This is a genomic window from Sporosarcina obsidiansis, from assembly GCF_009651005.1.
Classification (GTDB): domain Bacteria; phylum Bacillota; class Bacilli; order Bacillales_A; family Planococcaceae; genus Sporosarcina; species Sporosarcina obsidiansis.
Window position 1 is genome coordinate 124,449 of the sequence record NZ_WHVW01000007.1, and the last position, 24,774, is coordinate 149,222.

The following is a 24,774-nucleotide window of genomic DNA, read 5'->3' on the forward strand; positions in this document are numbered from 1 at the left end:
AAACGCTTTTATACCAGCGTTTACAGGAGTTTTAATTAGTGTCACTCATATGTTCACTTAATTTAGTAACGCCCTCGGCAGGAATCGAACCCACATCTCAAGAACCGGAATCTTACGTGCTATCCGTTGCACCACGAGGGCATATTACATATTTCCCACCTGAAAACACATGGTGGCTTGTCATTAGAAATAAAAACCTCTCTAACAGACATCTTCCATTATATCGCGGAATAGAATGAAAAGCAAACTATTTTTTCAAGGCAAATGATTTGACCTTTGTTGACCATAATAGGTAAAATACAATTATAGTTGAAATACCAATTGATTTCAACCGAACGATTACTATGAAGCATTTAAAGGAGGAAGTACCATTGAATCTAATTCCTACAGTTATTGAACAAACCAACCGTGGTGAACGGGCGTATGACATCTATTCTCGCCTATTGAAAGACCGGATTATCATGCTCGGTAGCGGCATCGATGACAACGTTGCGAATTCGATCGTTGCGCAGCTCTTATTCCTGGAAGCAGAAGATCCAGAAAAAGACATCTCCATTTATATTAACAGCCCAGGTGGAAGTATCACGGCTGGAATGGCTATCTACGATACGATGCAATTCATCAAACCAGACATTCAGACGATCTGTGTAGGAATGGCAGCGTCTATGGGTGCATTCTTGCTTACAGCAGGAACAGCAGGTAAGCGCTATGCATTACCTAACGCTGAAGTGATGATTCACCAACCACTTGGTGGTGCACAAGGTCAAGCAACTGAAATTGAAATTGCAGCCAAACGCATTTTACATTTGCGTGAGAAATTGAATTCAATCTTGGCCGATCGCACAGGACAGCCAATCGAAGTTATTGCTCGCGATACAGATCGTGATAACTTCATGACGGCAGAACGCGCAAAAGAGTATGGCTTAATCGATCACATCGTTCAACGTAGTGACATGAAAAAATAATACAAACCAAAAACCGATTCTCCTTTTGGGAAGAATCGGTTTTTATTATTGTTGTTCTGCTTCTACCAATTCAGACAAATTCTGAAGTGCCAAGTCTTCATCTATTCCATCTGCCACCAACGTAACTTCTGTACCTTTTGCAATGGCGAGACTCATGATTCCCATGATGCTCTTTGCATTTACTTGGCGTACTTCTTTCTTCAAATAGATATCCGCAGTATACTTATTTGCTTCCTGCACAAATAATGCCGCCTGTCTCGCTTGCAAGCCAGGTTTAATACCAACTTTTACTGTTTTTTCTACCATATCGTGTGCTCCTTTTCTTCCTCTTCTTCAGAAGGATCTACTCGTTAGTTTGTTAATTTCCACGCAAACGTTCAGCAATTTCTTCAATCTTTCGCAAACGATGATTCACTCCGGATTTACTAACAGGCGTACCTGTCACCAGTTCACCCAGTTCTTTTAACGTAACGTCTTGATATGCCACTCGTAATTGAGCGATTTCTTGCAAGCGCTCTGGTAGTTGATCCAGCCCAATCGTTTGTTCAATCAACTTAATATTCTCCACTTGTCGCTGTGCCGCACCAATCGTTTTATTGAGATTGGCCGTTTCACAATTCACTAACCGATTCACACTATTTCGCATATCTCTCATGATCCGGACATCCTCGAATTTCATAAGAGATACATGTGCACCGATTATCCCAAGAAAATCGGAAATTTTTTCTGCTTCTTTTAAATAGGCGATAAATCCTTTTTTCCGCTCAATGGACTTCGCATTTAACTGGAATCGATTCATTAACTCAACTAATGATTGGCTGTGTTCTTGATAACTTGAAAATACCTCCAAATGATAGGAAGATGTCTCGGGATTGTTGACGGAACCTCCTGCCAGGAAAGCTCCGCGTAAGTATGCGCGCGCACAGCAATCATCACGAATTAGCTGTGGATCGATGTGATTAATCATTTGAAAATCATGCGTGATAATAGATAGTTCTTCGAGAAGGGTCTTAGCTCCTTCCCGAATACGGCAAATATAAATATTATTTTTCTTCAGACGCATTTTCTTACGTACGAGCAATTCCACTTTATAAGGATACAACTTTTTCAGGTTAGAATAAAGTCGTCTCGCAATAGCTGCATTCTCAGTTTGTACATCAAGACTCAATTGTTTATTAGAAAAAGACATCACACCGTTCATGCGAATAAAGGCTGCTATTTCTGCTTTGATACAGCAATCGTCCGCTTCAATTTGTGTCAGTTCTTTTTTTGTTTTAGATGCAAAAGACATGATATTCCCCCTTTTTCGGCAATCTTCATATCTATCCGCCTTCTATGCTCTCTCTATATAACGCATTAATATATCCGCCACATCCGTTGATTTATGCAGAATGGTCCCATTAAAAACCGTTGCAATCTCTTGCACAAAGACTTCCGGCACTAGAGCCTGCAACTTATCTAAATCATTTTCAACAAGCCATGGTTCTTCATCGTCTACCATGCTGTGCGTACGTCTGAAGGCTTCCACGTTATTTACCAGTACCGCATCCAAAAAAGGAGAACCGGCATGATCATACAACGCCTGAACGTGCTCTGATGCCGTATAGCGATAGGTTTCCCCTCTTTGTGTTGTTAAGTTGCCGACATAGACTTTTTTCGCAGAACTAGTAAGAACGGCATCCCGAATATCTTGCACTAAAATTGTCGGCAAGATACTAGTATACAAGCTACCAGGGCCAAAGACGATTAAATCTGCTTTTTGAATGGTTGCAGCTGTCTCCGGCAACGGTTTCACATCTTGTGGTGAGATGAATACATTGCGGATTCTTCTTCCATAGAGAGGGATTTTCGATTCACCTGTAATAATTGAACCATCTTCCAGCTCTGCATGCAAGGTAATACGTTGATTTGCAGCAGGCAATACTTTCCCTTTTATATTCAATACGCGGCCCATTTGCTCTACAGCACGCGCAAAATCTCCAGTAATTGTAGTCAATGCGGTTAGCATCAAGTTCCCGAGGGAGTGGCCTTTCAAATCATCTGAACCTTCAAATCGGTATTGAAACATCTTTTCGATTAATGGTTCTACATCTGAAAGCGCTGCCATAACCTGTCTGATATCTCCTGGAGGAGGAATGTCATATTGGTCAAATAGACGGCCAGAACTTCCTCCATCATCTGCTACCGTAACAATCGCTGTCAGATCAATCGGATGGCGTTTCAGCCCCCTCAGAATGGTTGAAAGTCCTGTTCCCCCACCGAACACAACGACTCTTTTTATAGTAGTGGATTGCATAGCAATGTCAACCCTTTCTTTTTTCAACATCCCGATGAGAGACATGTGTTGGGTAATCTTCTTTAAACTCTTTTGTGAAATATTCAGCGAGAGTTACCGAACGATGCTGTCCACCTGTACATCCAAATGCAATGACTGCCTGCCCTTTTCCTTCTTGTTTATATTGCGGAATCAAGAATTTGAAAAGATCGGTCAGTTTATCAATCAACAATTTAGTGTCATTCCATTTCAAAACGTATTCAGATACCTCCTCGTTCAATCCTGTCAATGGACGTAATTCTTCTAAATAATAAGGATTAGGCAAAAATCTCACATCAAATACCACGTCGGCATCAATTGGCATTCCATGCTTAAAACCGAATGAAACGAAATTTAGAGTGAATGTAGGCTCCCCAGCCTTGGAAAATTCCCGCATAATCTTTTCGCGTAATTGTTTCGGCTTTAAACGAGACGTATCATAAATAGAACGCGATAAACCTTTTAGTTCCGTCAGCAAAATACGTTCTTTCCGTATTCCCTCAAGCAATACGCCACCTTCAGATAATGGGTGTGAGCGCCGTGTTTCCTTATAGCGTTTCACCAGAGTGGCATCATCAGCATCTAGAAATAACAAGCTAGCCTTTACATCATCCATATTTGATAACTCATCCAGCGCAGTTACCAAAGAATCGAATAGACTTCCACCACGTGTATCCATCACTGCAGCAATACGTCGCATTTGATTATCAGACTTCATCATTAAATTCAAGAAGGTTACAAATAACTCAGGAGGAAGATTATCGATACAATAAAACCCCATATCTTCAAAACATTGCATAGCCACTGTTTTGCCTGCACCAGACATTCCTGAAATAATTACAACCTCATATTCGTTCGACACATATGATTGTTCCATACTCTTTTATTCACCTTCCATCGATTGTTGGAGCGACTGGCGCAACAATTGGAACTGCTCGGTATAATAAAAAGTTCCATATTGCATACCTTTATTTTCAATCGCGAATATTAAATTGGCACGATCTCCCTCAGCCATTGGTAATGTATGCAGACTCTCAAGCGGATGCCACTCTAGCTCACCTTCCACTGTTGTTTCCAACACGTTGCCTGAGTAATCATGAGCAATGAAGGTGAAAAGGAGCCATTCGTTTAACAATTGCTCTCCTCCATTATCCATGATCATCATCGTGTAAACACCCTTTAAGTGCGGATTAATGGGACGTGCGCCTGTTTCTTCAACAAACTCACGTATAGCCGCTTCATAGACGGATTCTCCTTCGTCAATCTTCCCTCCTGGAGCCACATACCAACCGCGTCTCGGTTTCTTCAACAAGAGGACATTTCCCTCTTTAACAACGAGTAAATTAGCAATTTTTTGCATATGTAGTTCCCCACTTTTCACGAATGTAGTACTAGTATACAATGCTTTCTTGAAAAACGACAAAAAAAGGAGGCTATTCACGGAAGTTTGTTACCGCAAATAGCCACAAAGTTGCTATATTATAAAAAGGGGGGTCTTGACTACTTATATTATACCCCTTTCACATTGCAATTCTGTTACATAAAGGTTACGAATTAAATCAATTACGCGTTAGCTTCTTGTTCTTCCATCAACTCTTCAATATACTTTTGAGCTGCTTGAGCGGCAATACTTCCATCTCCTGTTGCAGTTACAACCTGACGGAGAAGCTTTTCGCGTACATCTCCTGCAGCAAAGATACCAGGAATTTTCGTTTCCATAATATCATTCGTTTCAATATATCCGTTCTCGTCCAAGATTCCTAGCTCTTTAAACGGTGCTGTCAGTGGGTCAAGTCCGACATAGATGAACATTCCCTCTGTTTCCATCTCGCGCTCAGAACCGTCCTCAGTAGATACCACGGTTACCGATCCAATTTTGCCATCTTTCTCGTTTACCTGCTTCACTGTCGTATTCCAAATGAAATCGATTTTTTCATTAGCAAACGCACGTTCTTGTAAGATTTTTTGAGCACGGAGCTCATCTCGACGGTGAATGATTGTCACTTTGTTGGCGAAACGAGTCAAGTATGAACCTTCCTCTACTGCCGAATCTCCTCCACCAATCACGACGATATCTTTCCCACGGAAAAATGCGCCATCACATACTGCACAATAGCTAACACCACGGCCCGTTAATTCAGTTTCACCAGGAATACCCATTTTACGGTATTCTGCTCCTGTTGTTAAAATAATGGCGCGCGCTTTATAGCTTTTCTCGCCCACGTGAATTGTTTTATATTCCCGACCGTCTTCAATTTTCGTCACATCACCGTAAGCATATTCTGCACCAAAACGCTTGGCATGTTCGAACATTTTTGTAGAAAGATCCGGTCCTAAAATACTTTCGAAACCAGGGTAGTTCTCAATCTCTTCTGTATTGGCCATCTGGCCCCCTGGAACACCTCTTTCCAACATTAACGTAGACATATTACCACGCGCTGTGTATACAGCTGCTGTCATACCCGCTGGACCTGCACCGACAATAATCACATCATACACTTTATCCAATGACATCGTATTTGTTCCTCCTCAAATATCAATTACACCTCGGCAAAATTGTGGAATGGCTTATTTAGAACACCGCAAAAACCATCAAATTCGCCAGAGGTTTTACCTGGAATCCAGATAAATAATCGCTATATAAAATCGTAGTAGAATCGTGGAAGGAATTCAACTTAAATGCAACATCCAATTCATTGTCAATCATTCGTGTAAGGTAAAAATTGAATGAGTTCTTGCACATACTTCGTTAAAGTCGCAACTGCCACGCCATACTTTTCCGCCAATGATTTCTTCGTCACCTGATCATAGCGCGATGATTGGAACATATAGTCTGTAGCCGCAGCGATCGCTTTAGGATTAGTAAAAGAATACTCGCTGACTAATGCATTCTCACATAAAGTGAACCACATCTGAAATAAATGCGTTCCTTGCAAATCCAGTGGCTTGTACTGTTCATACAGCAAGTCACATGTAGTCAGTGCCTTATTAAACGATTTTTCAAAATCATTATCTGCAATGAATTCATAATCCAAGCTATGTGCTAAAAACAGCTGTTCAGCTGCACTTAACTTTTCCACATCGATATAACCAGGATGAGACAGGATTTCTTGTAGATGAGAGGACTTGCCTAATAAGAACAAACCAAACATCCTTTCACTGCGATAAGGATTAGAAATCTTCTCAATCAAGAACGACACATCTTCCTCATACGAATCAGGGGGTAACTCATCCCCTATCGATTTCCAAGGCTCGAACCCTTCTTTCGATGGATCCATTTGCAACAATTTCTCATAAGCCTGCTCTGCCACTTGACGATGTCCAGTAAAGTATGCCGCATTCGACAACCAGAAGTAATACCCAATATCCCCTTGGAAACCACGCTTTTGCAGACTGCGCAACCAATGATAAGCCTCTTCATAACGTCCTGTTAGCGCAAAGGTCGCACCGAGTTTATAACGATGTTCCACTTGATACGGTTTAATTTTAGCCAACAGTTCCATCATGCTGTGAAGACGTTCTTCATCCCGACCATAATAGAAAAACACCGCTAAATTACAAAGTGCGTGAATATTCCCTTTTTCCTCACGTAACACATCGTATAAAATCTCTTCTGCATGTTTTTCTTTCCCAATATAGAAGTACGCCAGTGCCAGGTTATTATGAACAGCCCACGTTTGCGGATAGTCTGTTAACAGATTTTCCAACACTTCTATCGCCTGTTCAAAATTCCCTTCCTCCATCATTTTCCGGGCCTTTTCTTGCATAAATAAGACTTCCCCGTCCGGTGACTCCCCATCCTCTAGAAATGTCTCTTCTTGATCTGCAAACTCTACGATTTCATGCGCTTCTTCCATAAAGAAACCACCTGGTGATAAACTGATATACTTCAGCGCATATTGTTTTGCTTCACGAAGTAAGCCAAGATGCGCATGGACTTCTGCCAAATAAAACGTAGTCTCTTCGTTATTCGGCTCTATTTCATCCGCTTTTTTCAATAGCTCATAGGCGTCTTCAAAACGACCGACTTCCATGATGAAGACACCATACTCCATGTGAGTAAGTGCATCATCTGGATTCAGCTCTAATGCGCGTTTATAATATTTCTCGGCATCTGAAAATTGCTCTCGCTGCATAGCTTGCATCGCACGTTTGCGATAGAAATCTCCGTCGGGTAGAAATGAAACAATTTTATCCTTCTTAAATCTTTGCTTTTTATCCAATCGAACTCCTCCGAAAATGTAAGAGAAACGTATCAATCACGCCGAAGCGTGATTGTGTCGAGATTTTGAAATGTGGCCTATAGAACGTAGTCATCTTAGACTACGTTCTACACAAAATCCGTGACATCCGCTGGAGACTTCATCTGGCACCAGATGAAACGTTCCCCTCTGCAATCTACCTTTATTATAGCACAACTTAAACACTCGTCATTCATTTGCTTCCTTAGCTGCTCTTACCTTCATTTCATCAGCTGAGTAAATGATTCTCACTGGATTTCCGCCAGCGAAAGAACCTGCCGGAATATCTCGATTGACGAGTGATGCTGCAGAAACAATCGCCCCATCACCAATTTTGATACCTGGTAAAATTGTTGTATTAGCCCCGATTAATACATTATTGCCAATCTCCACATCACCGATACGGTATTCATCGATCAAATATTCATGCGCTAATATAGTCGTATTAAAACCAATAATTGAGTTATCACCTACCGTAATTCGTTCAGGAAACATAACATCTGGCACCACCATGAGCGCAAATGCTGTCTGTTTCCCTACTTTCATACGCAAGAACACACGATAGAAGACATTTTTCCAAGAAACAAATGGAGTGTACCGTGCTATTTGAATCACAATGAAATTTTTCGCTACTTTCCAGATGGATACAGTCCGATAAATATGCCAAAGTGAATTTGCATCGCCTTTGGAACGATACCGCTCCGTGCGTCTCAAGGCCGTTCTCCTTCAAGCAAAGCGAAAAGGTCCGAAATATGGTGCAACATGAAATCAGGCTTAAACGTTTGCAAATAGTCCTCTCCTTTTAGCGCCCAGGCAACACCCGCTGTACGTACACCCGCGTTCTGTCCTCCCAATATATCGTGGAAGTTATCCCCGACCATTAACGCTTCCGCAGGGGTACTGTTCAAACGCTCTAGAGCTAGCATGAGAGGCTCTGGATCGGGCTTCGCATTCGTTACGTCATCTAGACCGATGACCACCTCAAAATACGGATCAATGCCAATTAAGCGCATTCCTCTTTCCACCATATCTCGCTTCTTGGTGGATACGACTGCCATTTTTACTCCTCTTTCATGCAATTGGCGAAGTGTATCCGCCACTCCATCAAATTCATTCACAAGTACATCATGATTCGCTTGATTCCAAACACGGTATTCAGTAATTAATTGTTCCGTTAACTCTGGCGCAATTGATGAAAATGTATCATGAAGGGATGGTCCGATAAAAGGCAAGATATCCTCTCGCTGGAAACGACCAGGAAAGTGCTGTTCTAGTACATGTTGAAATGTTGCGATAATCAATTCATTCGTATCAGCTAACGTCCCATCAAAATCAAATAATAAAGTAGTAATTGGTTTAACAGTCAACAACGGACTCCTCCTTCTCTCTCGGTCGTTTCCACAATACGCTAACTGTAACAGTCAGCAAAATAGCAGTCACAAGTCTTATCATAAATAATGGCCAAATCGGTATTCCGAGAGGTAAAAATAAAAGCGTATCTTCAATCACCGCATGACAAGCCATTAAAAAAATAAATGCTAACGTAATATCTCGTTTGGAAACGCCATCTTCCTGCACTGCCTGAATCATAACCCCAGCTCCATATGCAAGACCAATTAATAAACCCGCAACGAGAGTCATGGAGGCATTGGGTTTCACGCCGATCAACTTCGTAAACGGTGCGAGTCCCTTCGAAAAATACTCTAGGTAATTTCGGTCCTTCACGAATTGAACAAATAGCATCAGCGGGAGCACAATCATTGCTAGCTGCAAAACACCAAATGATGCTTTCTCCACACCTAGAAGGAAAATCTGCCAAAACCCTTCTGGAATAACTTCGGCTTGTGGTGTCAAACCGTATTGAGCAATTTCTGAACCACCTGTCCAGAAGAGATTCAGCAAAATACCAGAAAGTACGGCCAATCCAAGTCTAACGACAATCACGAGCCATAGTTTAACACCGACTTTCAATGCCACGGCCGTTTCAATAAACAAATTGTGAGCGAAACTAATCATCACGGCAATGATAAACACTTCTTTTACAGTCAATTCCAATGAAATGATTCCCGCAATTCCAGCATACAGATTCAACGTATTTCCGAGCACAATCGGCACTGCCGCTTCACCACGCAAACCAAAAATATGCATAATGGGAGATACTAGCTCAACTAACCACGGGAGTATCGGTGTAAATTGTAGAATTGTAATGATTAATGTGATAGGAAAAATAATTTTCCCGAGCGACCAGGTGGTTTTCAATCCTGACTTCAAACCATTTCGTGCAGTAGTGGATAATGCGATATTATTTGCGTTCATCTTGATAATTCACATCCACTTTCATAACAAATCGGCGGTATAGCAAAATAGCTATTGCCACAATGACGCCAGTCACGGAAACTAACTGCGCTGCTCGCAAGCTACCTATGACATACAAGCTATCTGTTCGCATTCCCTCAATAAAGAATCGGCCGATTGAATACCAGATCACATAAAACAAAAAGATTTCTCCACGCTTCATCTTTAGCACTCTTCTTATTACTAAAATCAAAATTAGACCCACAACATTCCATAGCGACTCATATAAAAACGTTGGATGGTAGGTTACGCCATCGATCGTCATTTGGTTCATGATCCAGTCTGGAATAATGGTATTTTCTTTAAAGGCATCAGAAACGGGTCCGCCATGCGCTTCCTGATTCATAAAATTGCCCCATCGCCCAATGATCTGACCGATTAACAGGCCAGGTGCTGTAATATCGGCTACCTTCCAAAACGATACGCCACGCTTTCTTGTAAATATAACAGCTGTAATAATAGCACCAATCAACGCACCATGAATGGCAATCCCACCATTCCAGATCTGAATAATCTGGCCAGGATGTTCACGATAAAAATCCCATGTAAATATGACATAATAAATGCGTGCACTAATGATGGAGATAGGAATTGCCCAAATGAGCATGTCTGTCAGAAAGTCAGGATGCATACCTTTTTTTAACATTTCACGTTGTACAATCATAAACCCTAAAATAATTCCCAAAGCAATTAAAATACCGTACCAGCGCACTTCTAGGCTTCCTATGCTAATAGCCACGGGATTAATAGCAAGTAAAGATAAATTCACTTAGTTGCGCCCCTCTTCTTTCAAAATTTCCGCATTCTCTGCGATCGCTTGATCCAAGCGCTTTGTAAATTCTTCAGCAGCATTGAAACCGAGTCTCTTCATCCGATAATCCATGGCTGCCACTTCGATGATGACCGATAGATTTCGTCCGGGTCTGACAGGAACGGATAAACGTGTAATTTGCGAATCGAGGATTTCAATCTTCTCTTCATCGATACCGAGACGATCATAATGTTTATCCGTATCCCAGATTTCCAAATCTACCGCCAATAACACCCGCTTATCATCTTTCACTGCACTCGCACCAAATAATGTCATCATATCAATAATGCCCACACCACGAATCTCTAACATATGCTTTAAAATTTTTGGAGACGTACCGATTAACACATTGTCGGCAACTTGACGGATTTCCACCGAGTCATCAGCCACAAGTCGGTGGCCTCGCTTAATGAGCTCTAATGCCGTCTCACTCTTTCCAACACCACTACCACCTGTGATCAAAACCCCAACGCCATACACGTCTACTAACACCCCATGGACCGTTGTCATAGGCGCTAATTGGCCAATTAAATAATTGGTCAGCATACCAGAAAATTGTGTAGTTTTGTAATCAGTCCGCAGTACCGGAATATTTTTCTCTTCCGCTAAATGACCAAGCTCTTTTGGACCTTCTTCACCGTGAGCAATAATAAATGCAGGTGTATTGTCTGAGCAGAGTCGTTCTAGCCGTTTCCTTCTCGTAATCGACGGTAGCGTTTCCAAGAACGACATTTCCTTACGTCCAATTAATTGCACGCGCTCCGAAGGATAATAGTCAAAATAACCGGCCATCTCTAGACCAGGTCGAGATATATCACTCGTATAGACTTGCCGGTGAATACCGTCATGTCCGGCAATCAATTCTAGACCAAATCGGTTCATAATATCTTCTACTGTTAGTTCGCCCATAAAGCTCCCCCGCTTTCCTACTATACAAATTGAATGTAAATTTCACATAAAAGCTAGTAACTACTCATTCAATCCTCATTTTAACATGAAGAAAAAGAAATGAAATGGATTTAACCCCGTAGATTTTCCATCTTTGCTGTCTCCTATTCTAAAATAGCGTCTATATAGAGAATAAAGGAGAGTGGAGAGATTTGACAACCATCATTCTTGACGCGGGGCACGGACCTAATACGCCCGGAAAACGAACACCTGACGGGAAGCTACGTGAATTTCAATTTAATTCGGTAGTTGCTTCACTTGTTGGCGAACGTCTGATAAGAGAAGGAGTGACGATTCGATATGCACACGAGTCATCTCGGGATGTCCCTTTACATGAACGAACTGCTATAGCAAATCGATTACGCGCAGACGCTTATGTATCAATTCATGCCAATGCACATGGCAATGGTTGGAGTAAGGCACAAGGGATTGAGACCTACATCTATCCGCAAGCAAGTAAAAGTGCATCAGTTCTTGCAAATTATGTTCAAAAAGCTCTCATCACTGCCTGTCAACGAACTGATCGAGGAGTGAAAAAAGCGGATTTCGCCGTATTACGTGACACCCATATGCCAGCCATCCTTGCAGAATGCGGCTTTATGTCGCATCGAACTGAGGCGACTTTGCTGCAGAGTAAAGCGTATCAACTGCAATGTGCAAGAGCGTTAACTTTCGGCATACTATGTTGGATTTATAACAAATAAAATGCACCTGCTCCTCCACAATATAGTGGTTGAGCAGGTGCATTTAAATTCACGGCGACTTATAGCTCAATGGAGTTATAGTGTACCAAGACAGAGCCTGTTTTAGACTCACCTGTAATTTGTAAAGGCGCCTTCGTATCGTCATCGCCGGATTTACTAAAACGAATTGTACGATGTAGGAATTGTTCTTGCTCTTCCACACGTGATACGTCTTTTAGTTGCAAGTCCAATTTCCCCATATTGGAAGTGATTTCGCCATTCAATCCGATAGATGAAGGGAAATACAGCTCGACAGCTCCACTAATGGACTTGGCATCTAGGCGTTTTGCATTGGCAGAGGTAGTGGTCAAGCTGACATTGCCGTTTAATGACTTCGCATCGATGTCCAGCAATTCGCCATCTACATACACACGACCATTCAACGTTTCTGCTTCAAGTTTATTGCCACGCACCTTCAATAAACGGACCATGCCATTTGCAGTTTCTAATTCAGCTTCGTCGAACTTGATATGCGCACATTCGATTTTACCATTCGCTGTTTTCACGCGTAGCTCGTTAAAATCTACATTCTCCACTGAACAGCCACCATTCACTAATCGCACGGACAGTTTATGGTAGGGCTGATAATTCGGTACATATAAATCCACATTTACCTGCACCATTTTCATATCGCTACCGATTCGAAGTTTGTTGCCATCTTTTACAAATAACAGTTTGTCGAGAAACTGGCTACGTGCTTCCGACTCTGAATCTTGATTGAAATACTTAACAGAGAATTTTGCAGTAATTTCCTTTTCGTCAGTCGAGTGAACTTCTACTTTCCCATGATCAATGTGAAGAATGAGTTCCTCTACATCATCTACGCTCTTTTTCTCCGAATGAGTAAAAGCTACCGACTTGCCGAAAGGTGCCTCAAAATCGAACGTCTTCACGCGCTGCACAGCAGTATCCATAAATTGCATAAAACGGTCTCCGACACTCATGAATTCTTTGCGTATATCTTCAAAAAAGTCATCAGCTGAAGATTCGTCTGTTGTATGATGTGGATCAGTCGATTCCACAGACTTTTCCTTCTTTGGTTGATCTTCAAATGCAGGCCGTTCCTTTTCAGTATAGGGATGTTGTACAGTGGACGTCTTTTCGTCTTGAACTGAAGAATCCGATTGCTTTCCAAGTGCTTCCAATAATTTCAACGCTTCGTCCGCTGTGATTTTACCTTCTTCTAGCAACGTAAGTATTCGTCTGCGTTCATTTTGCATCTCTAAATTCCTCCTCATTTTGAACATCCTATTCGGTTCCTATCTATTTATACGGCTGTGCAATCTAAAAGTTTCATCTGGCTATTATTTTCCGGTTTTCTGTATCAGCTGTTTCATGCGGTCTCGATCTCGCTCCAAAATTGAACGCAAATACTTTCCTGTATATGATTCCTTCACTTCTGCTACTTCCTCTGGCGTTCCGGTTGCAACGATCTGCCCACCTTTATCTCCACCTTCTGGTCCAATATCAATAATATAATCCACTGTTTTGATGACATCCAAATTGTGTTCGATAACGAGTACCGTATTGCCGCCATCCACGAGACGTTGAAGTACTTCCAATAATTTCGCGATATCATGGACATGGAGACCCGTTGTCGGCTCATCCAAAATATAAAACGACTTCCCATTGGAACGTTTGTGCAGTTCAGAGGCCAATTTAACTCGTTGTGCTTCACCGCCAGATAACGTGGTAGCAGGCTGTCCAAGCTGAACATAGCCTAGTCCCACATCTACAATCGTCTGCAGTTTGCGATGGATTTTCGGGATATTCTCGAAAAAGATTACCGCATCCTCTACTGTCATCGCCAACACATCCGCTATGTTCTTCCCTTTGTATGTCACTTCCAACGTCTCCCGGTTATAACGTTTTCCATGGCACACTTCACAGGGGACGTAGACATCCGGCAAGAAATGCATCTCAATTTTTATAATCCCATCTCCACGGCACGCCTCACAACGTCCACCCTTGACATTGAAACTAAATCGACCTTTTTTATAGCCACGCACTTTCGCTTCATTGGTCATGGCAAAGACGTCCCGTATGTCATCGAATACCCCTGTATACGTCGCAGGGTTGGAACGCGGTGTACGTCCAATCGGTGACTGATCGATATCAATGACCTTTTCCAAATGCTCTAGTCCGTTGATCTCATCAAACGTACCTGGTTTTTGTTTCGAGCGATTCAATTTTTGCGCTAATGCTTTGTGTAAGATTTCATTGACTAGCGTACTTTTCCCCGAACCAGAAACACCTGTCACAGCGATAAATTGTCCTAATGGAAATTCTACATCTAAATGTTTCAGATTGTTTTCCGCTGCTCCTGTAATCACTATACTCCGCTCGTCACGAGGTCTTCGTGCTACAGGTAAGGGGATAAACAACTCTCCACTCAAATATTTTCCAGTCAAAGACTTTTTGTTTTTCATCACTTTAGCTGGAGTGCCAGCTGCCACAATTTCTCCACCTGCTACACCCGCGCCAGGCCCGATATCGATTAAATAATCGGCTGCCATCATCGTGTCTTCGTCATGTTCTACTACAATTAATGTATTGCCAATATCTCGCATACTTTGTAACGTAGTAATGAGTCGATCATTATCTCGCTGATGCAAGCCGATTGATGGCTCATCTAAAATATAAAGAACACCTGTCAGACGAGAACCGATTTGTGTAGCCAATCGTATCCGCTGTGCTTCTCCACCGGATAATGTGCCTGCCGAGCGTGACAAATTCAAATAATCTAGACCTACATTGATCAAAAAGCCTAAGCGTTCTTGAATCTCCCGTAAAATCATATCTGCAATTTGTGCATCTTTCTCAGATAGCTGTAGTTGTTTGAAGAATTTCACTGTATCCACAATTGAACGTTCCGTAATCAAGCCGATATGCTGTCCGTCAATTAACACCGCCAACGATTCAGGCTTTAAACGATAGCCGAGACAAGCAGGGCATGGTCGTTCTGTCATATACTTCCCCATCTGTTCGCGAATATAATCAGAGGATGTTTCATGATACCGACGCTCGATATTGCGTAGAACCCCTTCAAAATATATATTGCTGTCGCGTGTACTACCGAATTCATTGGTGTAACGGAAATGGATTTTTTCTTTTGTAGAACCTTTTAACAGCTTTTCAACATCTGTATCTGCTAATTCACTAACTGGAACACTCATGTCGATCCCATGATGCTTTGCCACCGTCTTCAGCAACTCTGGATAGTACTGAGAGCTAGTCGGTTCCCATGGCGCTATTGCATGTTCTTTCAGCGTCAAATCTTTATTTGGGATGACTAGGTCAGGATCTACTTCCAATTTCATCCCCAAACCATCACATTCAGGACAAGCACCAAATGGGCTGTTGAATGAAAACATGCGTGGCTCTAGTTCTCCAATGGAAAATCCACAAATCGGACAGGCATGATGCTCACTGAAAAACAGCTCTTCTTCTCCGATCACGTCAACAATGACATTTCCGTCCGCTAGGCGCAAGGCAGATTCAAGCGAGTCACTAAGACGCGTCTCCACGCCTTCTTTCATCACAATCCGGTCGATGACAATCTCAATCGTATGCTTTTTATTTTTATTTAACTCAATATTGTCGTCTAAATCAATCGTCTCACCGTTAACCCGAACACGTACATACCCTTGTTTCTTAATATCCTCAATCAATTTTGCGTGGGTGCCTTTCCGCTCCGAAATAATCGGAGCGAGGATTTGAATTCGTGTTCGTTCAGGCAATTCTATGACTCGATCCACCATTTGTTCGACTGTCTGTGTAGAAATTTCCGTGCCGTGCAACGGACAAACTGGCTTTCCTACTCTTGCATAGAGCAAACGCAAATAGTCATAAATCTCCGTAACCGTACCGACTGTAGAACGCGGATTTCGGCTAGTCGTCTTCTGATCGATCGATATGGCAGGCGATAACCCTTCAATAGAATCTACATCTGGCTTGTCCATTTGCCCGAGAAATTGCCGAGCGTAGCTAGACAATGATTCCACATAACGCCGCTGCCCTTCTGCATAGATCGTATCGAAAGCAAGTGAGGACTTTCCAGAACCTGATAAGCCCGTGATGACTACTAATTGGTCACGTGGAATCTTGACGGTAATGTCTTTCAGGTTATGTGCTCTTGCTCCTTGGATTACAAGTTCTTTATTTTTCATCCGGATTCTACCTTTCTGCCTTCAGTTCTATAATACTGTCTCGCAACTCGGCAGCTCTCTCAAAGTCCAGAGCTTTGGCTGCTTCCTTCATCTCTTTTTCCAATTTAACGAGCAGCAAGCTTCTCTCATCTTTTGATAGCTTCTTGCCTTCCGTCATTCGTTGTAAATAAGATTCTGTTTCTTCCGCCACTTGAGTCGCACGGATCACTTCTCGAATTGGTTTTTTGATCGTTTGTGGCGTAATCCCATGTTTTTCATTGTACGCTTGTTGAATTTCTCGGCGTCGTTCTGTTTCACTAATCGCCTTTTGCATGGAGTCCGTCATTTTATCTGCGTACATGATCACGCGGCCTTCAGAATTACGCGCGGCTCGCCCAATCGTCTGTATTAAGGATCGTTCGGAACGTAGAAACCCTTCTTTATCCGCATCCAAAATCGCTACCAATGATACTTCCGGTATATCGATCCCTTCGCGTAATAAGTTGATACCGATCAGAACATCGTACGTACCCAGGCGCAGTTCCCTAATAATTTCCGTTCGTTCCAGCGTCTTCACTTCAGAATGAAGATACTGTACTTTAATTCCGATATCCTTCAAATAATCCGTCAGATCTTCTGACATCTTCTTCGTTAGCGTCGTAATCAGTACACGTTCATTACGATCGATGCGCAACTGAATTTCATCTAATAAATCATCAATCTGCCCTTCAATCGGGCGCACTTCGATGGTCGGATCTAACAGACCCGTCGGACGTATAATCTGCTCGACCATTTCATCCGTATGCTCAATCTCATAGGGACCTGGCGTTGCGGAAATATACATCGCCTGATTGATATGCTGCTCAAATTCCTCGAACATTAACGGTCGGTTATCCAGTGCAGATGGCAGACGGAAACCGTGTTCTACTAATACCTTCTTACGAGCTTGGTCACCATTATACATACCTCGGATCTGTGGAAGAGAGACATGACTTTCATCGACCACAATTAAAAAATCATCCGGAAAGTAATCAAGTAGCGTATACGGTGTAGCTCCTGCTTCCCGTAACGTCAAATGTCTGGAGTAGTTTTCGATACCCGAACAGAAGCCCATTTCTCGCATCATTTCCAGATCATAGCGGGTCCGTTGCTCTAGACGTTGCGCTTCCAGTAATTTATCGTTATCACGTAAATACTTAAGTTGCTCTTCCAACTCGATTTCTATATTGGCAATTGCTTTCAATAATTTTTCTTCGCGTGTGACGAAGTGAGACGCTGGAAAAACTGCTACGTGCTCTCGATCGCCGAGCACTTCACCTGTTAATGCATCCACTTCACGTATGCGTTCGATTTCATCTCCAAAAAATTCAAGACGGATACAACGTTCATCTCTAGATACTGGGAAAACTTCCACCACATCACCTCTTACACGGAAAGTACCGCGAGTAAAGTTGATGTCATTACGCTCATATTGAATATCGACAAGTTTACGTAACAAGTCATTGCGCGGTATTTCCATACCTGTCCGCAATGATACGACCATTTCATTATATTCTTCAGGTGAACCGAGACCATAAATACACGATACGGACGCGACAATCAATACGTCGTTCCGTTCAAATAAGGAACTAGTCGCAGAGTGACGAAGTTTATCGATCTCATCATTGATAGATGAATCTTTTTCAATATACGTATCCGTTTGTGGTACATACGCTTCCGGCTGATAAAAGTCATAGAAACTAACGAAATACTCGACCGCATTATCTGGAAAGAACTCTTTGAATTCACTATATAATTGGCCGGCCAATGTTTTATTATGAGCAATGACCAGTGTTGGTTTATTAATTTCTGTTAAGACGTTGGAAACGGTGAACGTTTTTCCTGTCCCTGTTGCTCCTAACAACGTTTGATGTTTTTTACCTTCTTTTAATCCACCTACAAGGCTCGCGATCGCTGTAGGCTGATCTCCTTGTGGGGTATATGGGGCTTGCAATTGAAATGTTTCATTCACATGGTTCCACTCCTCTTCTCAAACACCTAGTCCTTCTATTTTACCACAGCCACTCTCTTTTCCAAAGAATTAACGAACGTACGTTTTAAAATAAGTATGTATATCTCATATGTTACCCTATACGAACCTATAGAAACGTTCAGCGTAATAGAATTACTTGGCACCACTAATCCATGTATTTACAAAAAGAAAAACACTATACAGAATAGATCTGCATAGTGTTTTCACGGTTATTTTGGTTCGTATTTATATCCTTGTTCTTGAGTGAACTCTGATAGTTGTTGAGTATATGTCTGGAATGCTTCTTCGTCATGGCGATCTAATGCGTCATCGATAAGGTTCATAATACGGGCTTTCGTTTGTTCCCAGTGAATATGTTGTAAAAATAGATCCCAATAAATTTCATTCAGCAACTTTTCCGCCTGGAGAGAAGTGCTGTTGTTCCCTACGGCTTTTAAAAATTCAGCATATGAGTTGTTATTGTTCATCTCTCTCACCCCTGATACCTTTTAGTAATTATATATGCAATGAAACCCTTTTTGCAACTACAATACTAACTATTCGAACTTTTGAATGATTTCTATATAGTCAGTCAGATGTCTACTAGGTACATATATTCAGATATTTCAGTTCTATGGAAGTGATTTATAACAAATCGACTAAGATTGATTGCTGTTGCCCACTCAAAAAGGTTATTCGCCCATTTAAGATGTACATCTCATAGCTCCACTTCTTGTTCCTTAGTTAATCGAATCGTAGCCTCACCTACAATGATGGCAACTAGAGCAATCAGTACGGGTGTGAGGCTTACTCCGTACAATGGCAGTGCTGCTAGTAACAAAATAAATGCTTGCAGCAAGATGAGTCGTCTAACTAAGGCGCGGACGGCTTTGCTTTGGGATTTTTCCTCTTCTTCAGGGAATAGCTGATCCATGGTGAACTCGAAACCACCTTCTAATGCTAAGATCAGCTGGACTGCTGTTGCGAATGCTAGTGCACCCACGAAGATAAAAGATACGATCGGCAAAGGGATGAGCAATGCACCAAGGGCGGATATTACCGTCAGTCTGAGCCACAGCCAGAATGTATCATCCGTCCGGATAAATGTCCTCCTTACAAGAAACGCTTGTACATCTCGTCGGTTAAATGTAGGTTGTTTCATTGCAAACTTCAGCCAATTTCGTTTGCTGACAGACCCGACCAGATGAGGCACTTCTGTAAAGTAATTGGCAAATCGATAAAAACGCATCATCCGGTTCTGTTCCAACTCGATAAATTGTTCATACGGGAAAGGCTTTTGACTTGCTTGTTTTTCCCACCATTTCGCATACATAATAGCTACTATAATCCCTAACAAAATAGCAATTGGACTCCAAATCAAACCAAACTGGATCGCTAAAAATGCTAGTACGAACCGAATCAATCGATCTGGCCAGACAAATTCCTGACTGACCACTCGTACGCAGTATTCCGTACCTACGTATAGTGATTTTAGGGCGATGATTAACAGTACGATCAATAGATAATCAATGCCCGTTCCAATTTCTGTCGCTTTCAATAGAGGTAACGCTATAACAACCGTAATAATTGGTAACGGAAGTTGTGAAAAAGTTGTCCAGGAAATTGCTCGTTTCATGTAACTTTCCAATTGATGCTCTAAAGGCAAGAAATACACTATGTCCGCAGGCTTCAACAAAGTCGTAGGACCAGAATTCATCAGAAGTAATGCGATGACGATGGACACGATAAGAGCAGAAGGGAAACTAACCGGCACTTCCTTCAGCCACTCGCTGTAAGCATAGCCGCCTGCCCCGATGGCGAACATGAATACAATAGCCAAATGTCCTGTAAATACATAACGCATATACTTTTGCAATTCATTCATGTAATGGAAAAATCGTTGTCCCCAAATATCACGCATGCTGTTCATGATCAGTTTCCTCAGTCATTGCAATATAAAGATCATCCAATGTTGCATTGGGGCGACCGAAAGCTTTACGCAAGTCATCCATTGTACCATTTGCACGGATACGACCTTCATGAAGCAAGATAATACGATCACAATATTTCTCTGCCGTTGCTAGAACGTGTGTGGACATCAAGATAGACGCACCGGCCTTCTTGCGCTCAATGATCTGATCTAACAGTGCACGAATTGCTAGTGGATCTAAACCGACAAATGGTTCATCAATGATATACAATTTAGGTTCTACTAAAAATGCGCACATAATCATGACTTTTTGTCGCATCCCTTTTGAAAAGTGTGCGGGGAACCACTTTAGTCGTTTTTCCATTCTGAATTCCTTCAATAACTGTTCTGTCCGTATTTCAAATTGCTGCTTGTCCAAACCATATGCCATCGCAGTCAACTCCAAATGTTCCTGCAAAGTCAGCTCTTCATAAAGTACAGGAGTTTCAGGTATATAGCTGAATGACTGTCGATAATGTGCTTTATCACTAAATGTTGCACCGTCAATTGTAATCGTGCCTTGCAGAGGATTCATCACGCCAATAATATGTTTGATTGTAGTACTTTTGCCTGCGCCATTCAGTCCGATTAGTCCTACCAGTTCCCCTTCTTCAATTTTGAATGAGAGATCGTGCAAAACCGGCTTGCGCGTATAACCGCCTGTTACATGTTCGAGTTCTAGAATTGCCATCATCTTTCCTCCAATCTTCTCCTTCATTTTAACAAAGAACTTCTAAAATTGCCTTATCTGGATTCAGATAAGATCTCCGGTGGATGTTACGAATTTTGAATGAGTTACTTGTGCAAGCACAATTCAAAATCCGGACGCAATTACGCCAAGGCGTAATTAATTTGACTTCGTTAACTATCAGAAAATATGCTACAATACATCCAAACATGAAAGGAAGTGTAGAAATGACCTCATGTATTTTCTGCAAAATTGTTGAAGGCACGATCCCTGGCGAAAAAATTTACGAGGACGAGCATGTCGTTGCATTTATGGATATTATGCCTGTCACAAAAGGCCATGTACTTCTTATACCAAAAACGCACAGAGAAAACTTGTATGAACTGACTGAAGAAGAGGCTTCTCATTTATTTAAAGCAGCTCCTAAAATTGCCAATGCATTAAAGGAAGAATTCCAGCCTGTAGGGTTAAATCTCTTACAAAACAATGGATCTTTTGCGGGTCAATCCGTTTTTCATTTCCATATGCACTTTATTCCTCGTTACGATAAATCAGATGGTTATCAGATGGAATGGAATCCAAAAGTGGAACAATTCCCAATGGAAGTCGTTTCTGAATTGGCTCAAAATATTAAACAAAAACTAGAATCATAAAATGTCCTCAAAAGCTTTTCTCTTCGAAAAGCTTTTGTTTGCATAATAATTATGAGATTTTATCTTGCCCATTAGTGGGTTGGCATGCTTTAATAAAATGACTATCATCAAAAAGGAGTGCTTTACACATGAAAGCGTCTACATTCTTTATTGGTTTGGCGGCTGGTGCTGTCACTTCTGCCATCACAGTGCTTTACTCTACGCCCAAACCTGGCAGTGAATTGCGGTCAAGCGTTAAATCTGCTTCACTTGAAATGAAAGATAAGTTAAAAGATGTCAAAGTCAAAGTGGCGGATCTAAAAGACTCTGTCACAAATTTAACAAAAGAAGCCAAAGAACTAGTTCCCGAGACTGTGGAAGAAATGAAAGATTCTGTAGCAGATTGGCAGCGATCTACAGAGCACAATAAAAAGCGGTTAGAAAAAGAAATTTCTGCAATTCAAACTGCTCTGGATGATCTTGAAAAATCTCTTAGTAATCGATAATACGGTTATTGTACGCTCAAGAAGCATATAATTAGATATGTGTTAGTGTACATACATCCGATTTTTACTGGTAGACAGAATCGTCCGCCTCTGTTTCAGTTCCACACTGGCTAGATTAACGTGTAAGAGAATGCTGCAGAATATACCCAGACTTGCGATCGTATTCTGCAAGCACTTACACCTAGTCTTAGTTTTTTTATTATTCCGTCTTTTTTATTTGTTGCTTTTTTGGTATAATAAATAAAAAGACTGACAGAAAGCGGGTGCCCCGATGGCAGAGCAAAGTATTTCACGGAAAGAAGCTATGATCTTTAATCAACGCGTTGCCCAAATGTCCAAAGCATTATGGAAAGCTGTTGAGAAAGATTGGCAACAATGGATCAAACCTTATGATCTGAATATTAATGAACACCATATTTTATGGATTGCCTTCCACCTAGAAGGCGCCACTATTTCCGATATAGCTAAATTCGGCGTCATGCATGTATCTACGGCTTTTAACTTTTCAAAAAAACTAGAACAGCGGGAACTACTTTACTTTTCCAAAAAAAATGACGACCGACGCAATACATATGTGACTGTGACAGATGAAGGCAAAAAACTACTGATTGAAATGAACGCGAACTACCATAATGAAGAATACGGAATACTTCAGGGCTCCCTACCTATTAGAGAACTCTACGGAAAATTCCCTGAATTTCTCGAAGTAATGTCTGTGCTACGCAATATTTACGGTGATGACTTCATGGATATTTTCGAGCGAGGATTCCAGAATATTGAGAAGACCTATGAAGATCAGGAAGATTATCTGCAAAAGGCAGAAGTAGAAACATAAGAATAGTCAACAAGTAATTCGGTTTTTTCCTTTTGCTCTCATATTCTGCTATGATAGTACAGACGCATTAAAGAGGAGGTCTAAAATGGTTCTCACCATCACCATTCTATTTTCATTGTTTTACTTATATCAAATTAATAAAATGACATTTGCTCTTTGTCAATCTAGAGAGATTCCAGATGAGAAGCAGCCGAAAATCTATCGGACTGTGAATATTCTTATCACGATCCTCATTTTGTCTTTATACGTGGAAGTTTTCTTTAATGTTTAAACAAGATATGTAAACCCACCCCATTAAGGGGTAGGGCTTTTTTTTAGCACAAGTAAGCTGCACCAACAATAATCAACAAGATGAACAAAACAACTATTAAAGCAAAGCCAGATGCACCTGCTCCGCCAGAACTATAACCGCTCATGAAGGCACCCCCTTTCACACTGTATCTTATGCGTAGAAAGAAAAAAGCGGTTGGGCACTTCACTTTCTTCCGTAAGAGTTACACTCTTGCGGAATAGATGAACAAAGGCAAAATTCTCTGCATCGTGTAGTCCTCCATTATACCGAGGCGTTATTGATGAAGTGGGAACCTTTTTGATTTTCAAACGTTTTATGATATAGTGTTAACTTGTAACGATATCAGATTAGGGGAGTTATTTAATGAAAAAGAAAATTTTAGCCTTTACACTAGCGGCATCTGTCGCAGCTCTTTCTGCTTGCTCTGGCGGTGGAGATAACGAAGTCGTCATGACATCCAAAGCAGGAGATGTGACGAAAGAGGAATTCTATAAAGAGATGAAAGATTCTGTTGGTGAACAAGCCCTTCAGATGATTGTCCTCGAAAAAGTTCTTGAAGATAAGTATAAGGTAGACGAGAAAAAAGTGGACGCAGAGTTTGACAAGAACAAAGAACAACTTGGCGAAAACTTTGAAGCTTTCTTGGCACAACAAGGACAGACACCTGAAAGCTTTAAGAAAATGATTCGTCTGAACATGTTGCAAGAAGCAGCACTAACTGACGGAGTTAAAGTAACAGATGAAGAGTTGAATAAACGTATTGAAGAAACTCAATCAGAAATTAACGCTCGTCACATTCTAGTTGCTGATGAAGAAACAGCAAAAGAAGTGAAAGAGAAACTGGATAAAGGAGAAGATTTTGCGAAAGTTGCGAAAGAATACTCCACAGACCCAGGTTCTAAAGATAAAGGCGGCGATCTGGACTGGTTTGGTTATGGCGTAATGGTTCCTGAATTCTGGAGCGCAGCTTATGATTTAGAGCCAGGAACAATTAGTGAACCTGTTCAATCTGATCACGGTTTCCACATTATTGAAGTAAAAGAGAAGCGTCAAAAAGAAGACAAAAAGATCACAGATGAAGAGAAAGATGAAATGCGTCAAGAACTCTTAATGGAAAAATCTGATGAAAATGAATTATTGTCAAAAGTAGCCAAGTTGGTGAAAGAAGCAGATGTTAAGATTAAAGACAAAGATCTAAAATCTGCTCTCGACTTGTTCAAAATGGAGGATCAGCCAGCTGCTGACGAAACTCCTGACGTAGAAGTAGAGCAAGACGATAAAGAAACAGAAAAAGAAGAAAGTAAATAAGAAAAAAT

The 24,774-nt window shown here is 41.4% G+C and carries 26 protein-coding genes and 1 tRNA gene; 7 read left to right on the forward strand and 20 right to left on the reverse strand.

Annotation, left to right across the window (positions count from 1 at the left end):
- Nucleotides 1-69: 69 nt before the first annotated feature.
- Nucleotides 70-141, reverse strand: a tRNA-Arg gene (locus tag GD002_RS08175).
- 230 nt (nt 142-371) lie between these two features.
- Between GD002_RS08175 and clpP the strand changes: the two genes are divergently transcribed.
- Nucleotides 372-965: an ATP-dependent Clp endopeptidase proteolytic subunit ClpP gene (gene clpP / locus GD002_RS08180; protein ID WP_153731863.1), complete on the forward strand. Its 594-nt coding sequence runs from the start codon at nt 372-374 to the stop codon at nt 963-965.
- A gap of 45 nt (nt 966-1,010) precedes the next feature.
- On the opposite strand, the gene GD002_RS08185 is transcribed toward clpP, so the two are convergent.
- From GD002_RS08185 to hprK, 12 genes are all read right to left on the reverse strand, one after another.
- Entirely contained in the window at nt 1,011-1,271 is a 261-nt protein-coding gene (locus GD002_RS08185) for an HPr family phosphocarrier protein (protein ID WP_153731864.1), read from the reverse strand.
- Nucleotides 1,272-1,323: 52 nt separating this feature from the next.
- Nucleotides 1,324-2,256 (reverse strand): DNA-binding protein WhiA, encoded by a 933-nt coding sequence (gene whiA / locus GD002_RS08190; RefSeq protein WP_153731865.1) that lies wholly within the window; start codon nt 2,254-2,256, stop codon nt 1,324-1,326.
- A gap of 42 nt (nt 2,257-2,298) precedes the next feature.
- Nucleotides 2,299-3,291, reverse strand: coding sequence for a gluconeogenesis factor YvcK family protein (locus GD002_RS08195; protein ID WP_153731909.1), 993 nt, complete (start codon nt 3,289-3,291; stop codon nt 2,299-2,301).
- Nucleotides 3,269-4,156, reverse strand: a complete 888-nt coding sequence (rapZ, locus tag GD002_RS08200) for an RNase adapter RapZ (RefSeq protein WP_153731866.1) — start codon at nt 4,154-4,156, stop codon at nt 3,269-3,271. The genes GD002_RS08195 and rapZ overlap by 23 nt, the downstream gene beginning before the upstream one ends.
- A gap of 6 nt (nt 4,157-4,162) precedes the next feature.
- On the reverse strand, nt 4,163-4,639 hold the full coding sequence (locus tag GD002_RS08205) for an 8-oxo-dGTP diphosphatase (RefSeq protein WP_153731867.1): 477 nt from the start codon (nt 4,637-4,639) through the stop codon (nt 4,163-4,165).
- 203 nt (nt 4,640-4,842) lie between these two features.
- Complete coding sequence (trxB, locus tag GD002_RS08210; RefSeq protein ID WP_153731868.1) at nt 4,843-5,793, reverse strand: thioredoxin-disulfide reductase; 951 nt, start codon at nt 5,791-5,793, stop codon at nt 4,843-4,845.
- A 185-nt stretch (nt 5,794-5,978) separates the two neighbouring features.
- Nucleotides 5,979-7,502 (reverse strand): tetratricopeptide repeat protein, encoded by a 1,524-nt coding sequence (locus GD002_RS08215; protein ID WP_153731869.1) that lies wholly within the window; start codon nt 7,500-7,502, stop codon nt 5,979-5,981.
- A gap of 207 nt (nt 7,503-7,709) precedes the next feature.
- Nucleotides 7,710-8,234, reverse strand: a complete 525-nt coding sequence (locus tag GD002_RS08220; RefSeq protein WP_153731870.1) for an acyltransferase — start codon at nt 8,232-8,234, stop codon at nt 7,710-7,712.
- On the reverse strand, nt 8,231-8,887 hold the full coding sequence (ppaX, locus tag GD002_RS08225; protein ID WP_153731871.1) for a pyrophosphatase PpaX: 657 nt from the start codon (nt 8,885-8,887) through the stop codon (nt 8,231-8,233). Before ppaX ends, GD002_RS08220 begins: the two co-directional genes overlap by 4 nt.
- On the reverse strand, nt 8,877-9,836 hold the full coding sequence (locus GD002_RS08230; RefSeq protein ID WP_153731872.1) for a nucleoside recognition domain-containing protein: 960 nt from the start codon (nt 9,834-9,836) through the stop codon (nt 8,877-8,879). The genes ppaX and GD002_RS08230 overlap by 11 nt, the downstream gene beginning before the upstream one ends.
- Entirely contained in the window at nt 9,823-10,644 is an 822-nt protein-coding gene (lgt, locus tag GD002_RS08235; RefSeq protein WP_153731873.1) for a prolipoprotein diacylglyceryl transferase, read from the reverse strand. Before lgt ends, GD002_RS08230 begins: the two co-directional genes overlap by 14 nt.
- A complete protein-coding gene (hprK, locus tag GD002_RS08240) occupies nt 10,645-11,595 on the reverse strand; it encodes an HPr(Ser) kinase/phosphatase (RefSeq protein WP_153731874.1) in 951 nt (316 codons plus the stop codon).
- Nucleotides 11,596-11,786: 191 nt separating this feature from the next.
- Between hprK and GD002_RS08245 the strand changes: the two genes are divergently transcribed.
- Complete coding sequence (locus tag GD002_RS08245; RefSeq protein WP_153731875.1) at nt 11,787-12,338, forward strand: N-acetylmuramoyl-L-alanine amidase family protein; 552 nt, start codon at nt 11,787-11,789, stop codon at nt 12,336-12,338.
- Nucleotides 12,339-12,397: 59 nt separating this feature from the next.
- On the opposite strand, the gene GD002_RS08250 is transcribed toward GD002_RS08245, so the two are convergent.
- The 6 genes from GD002_RS08250 to GD002_RS08275 form a co-directional block, all read right to left on the reverse strand.
- The gene (locus GD002_RS08250) at nt 12,398-13,597 is read right to left on the reverse strand and encodes a DUF4097 family beta strand repeat-containing protein (protein WP_194841520.1); all 1,200 of its coding nucleotides are present in this window, start codon (nt 13,595-13,597) and stop codon (nt 12,398-12,400) included.
- A gap of 84 nt (nt 13,598-13,681) precedes the next feature.
- Entirely contained in the window at nt 13,682-16,546 is a 2,865-nt protein-coding gene (gene uvrA / locus GD002_RS08255) for an excinuclease ABC subunit UvrA (RefSeq protein ID WP_153731877.1), read from the reverse strand.
- Nucleotides 16,547-16,553: 7 nt separating this feature from the next.
- A complete protein-coding gene (gene uvrB, locus GD002_RS08260) occupies nt 16,554-18,536 on the reverse strand; it encodes an excinuclease ABC subunit UvrB (protein ID WP_153731878.1) in 1,983 nt (660 codons plus the stop codon).
- Between the two features lie 230 nt (nt 18,537-18,766).
- Nucleotides 18,767-19,024: an IDEAL domain-containing protein gene (locus GD002_RS08265; RefSeq protein ID WP_153731879.1), complete on the reverse strand. Its 258-nt coding sequence runs from the start codon at nt 19,022-19,024 to the stop codon at nt 18,767-18,769.
- A 230-nt stretch (nt 19,025-19,254) separates the two neighbouring features.
- Nucleotides 19,255-20,466 (reverse strand): ABC transporter permease, encoded by a 1,212-nt coding sequence (locus GD002_RS08270; RefSeq protein WP_153731880.1) that lies wholly within the window; start codon nt 20,464-20,466, stop codon nt 19,255-19,257.
- Nucleotides 20,450-21,196 (reverse strand): ABC transporter ATP-binding protein, encoded by a 747-nt coding sequence (locus GD002_RS08275; RefSeq protein WP_153731881.1) that lies wholly within the window; start codon nt 21,194-21,196, stop codon nt 20,450-20,452. The genes GD002_RS08270 and GD002_RS08275 overlap by 17 nt, the downstream gene beginning before the upstream one ends.
- A gap of 224 nt (nt 21,197-21,420) precedes the next feature.
- Here GD002_RS08275 and GD002_RS08280 point away from each other — a divergent pair, with 224 nt between their 5' ends.
- The 4 genes from GD002_RS08280 (at nt 21,421) to GD002_RS08295 (ending at nt 23,437) form a co-directional block, all read left to right on the forward strand.
- The gene (locus GD002_RS08280) at nt 21,421-21,846 is read left to right on the forward strand and encodes an HIT family protein (RefSeq protein ID WP_153731910.1); all 426 of its coding nucleotides are present in this window, start codon (nt 21,421-21,423) and stop codon (nt 21,844-21,846) included.
- A gap of 128 nt (nt 21,847-21,974) precedes the next feature.
- Nucleotides 21,975-22,331: a YtxH domain-containing protein gene (locus GD002_RS08285; protein WP_153731882.1), complete on the forward strand. Its 357-nt coding sequence runs from the start codon at nt 21,975-21,977 to the stop codon at nt 22,329-22,331.
- Between the two features lie 271 nt (nt 22,332-22,602).
- A complete protein-coding gene (locus GD002_RS08290) occupies nt 22,603-23,166 on the forward strand; it encodes an HTH-type transcriptional regulator Hpr (protein WP_153731883.1) in 564 nt (187 codons plus the stop codon).
- Between the two features lie 85 nt (nt 23,167-23,251).
- Nucleotides 23,252-23,437: a hypothetical protein gene (locus tag GD002_RS08295; protein ID WP_153731884.1), complete on the forward strand. Its 186-nt coding sequence runs from the start codon at nt 23,252-23,254 to the stop codon at nt 23,435-23,437.
- A 43-nt stretch (nt 23,438-23,480) separates the two neighbouring features.
- Here GD002_RS08295 and GD002_RS08300 read toward each other — a convergent pair whose 3' ends face one another.
- Nucleotides 23,481-23,582: a YjcZ family sporulation protein gene (locus GD002_RS08300; RefSeq protein WP_153731885.1), complete on the reverse strand. Its 102-nt coding sequence runs from the start codon at nt 23,580-23,582 to the stop codon at nt 23,481-23,483.
- Nucleotides 23,583-23,821: 239 nt separating this feature from the next.
- Here GD002_RS08300 and GD002_RS08305 point away from each other — a divergent pair, with 239 nt between their 5' ends.
- Nucleotides 23,822-24,766, forward strand: a complete 945-nt coding sequence (locus GD002_RS08305; RefSeq protein WP_153731886.1) for a peptidylprolyl isomerase — start codon at nt 23,822-23,824, stop codon at nt 24,764-24,766.
- Nucleotides 24,767-24,774 lie beyond the last annotated feature (8 nt).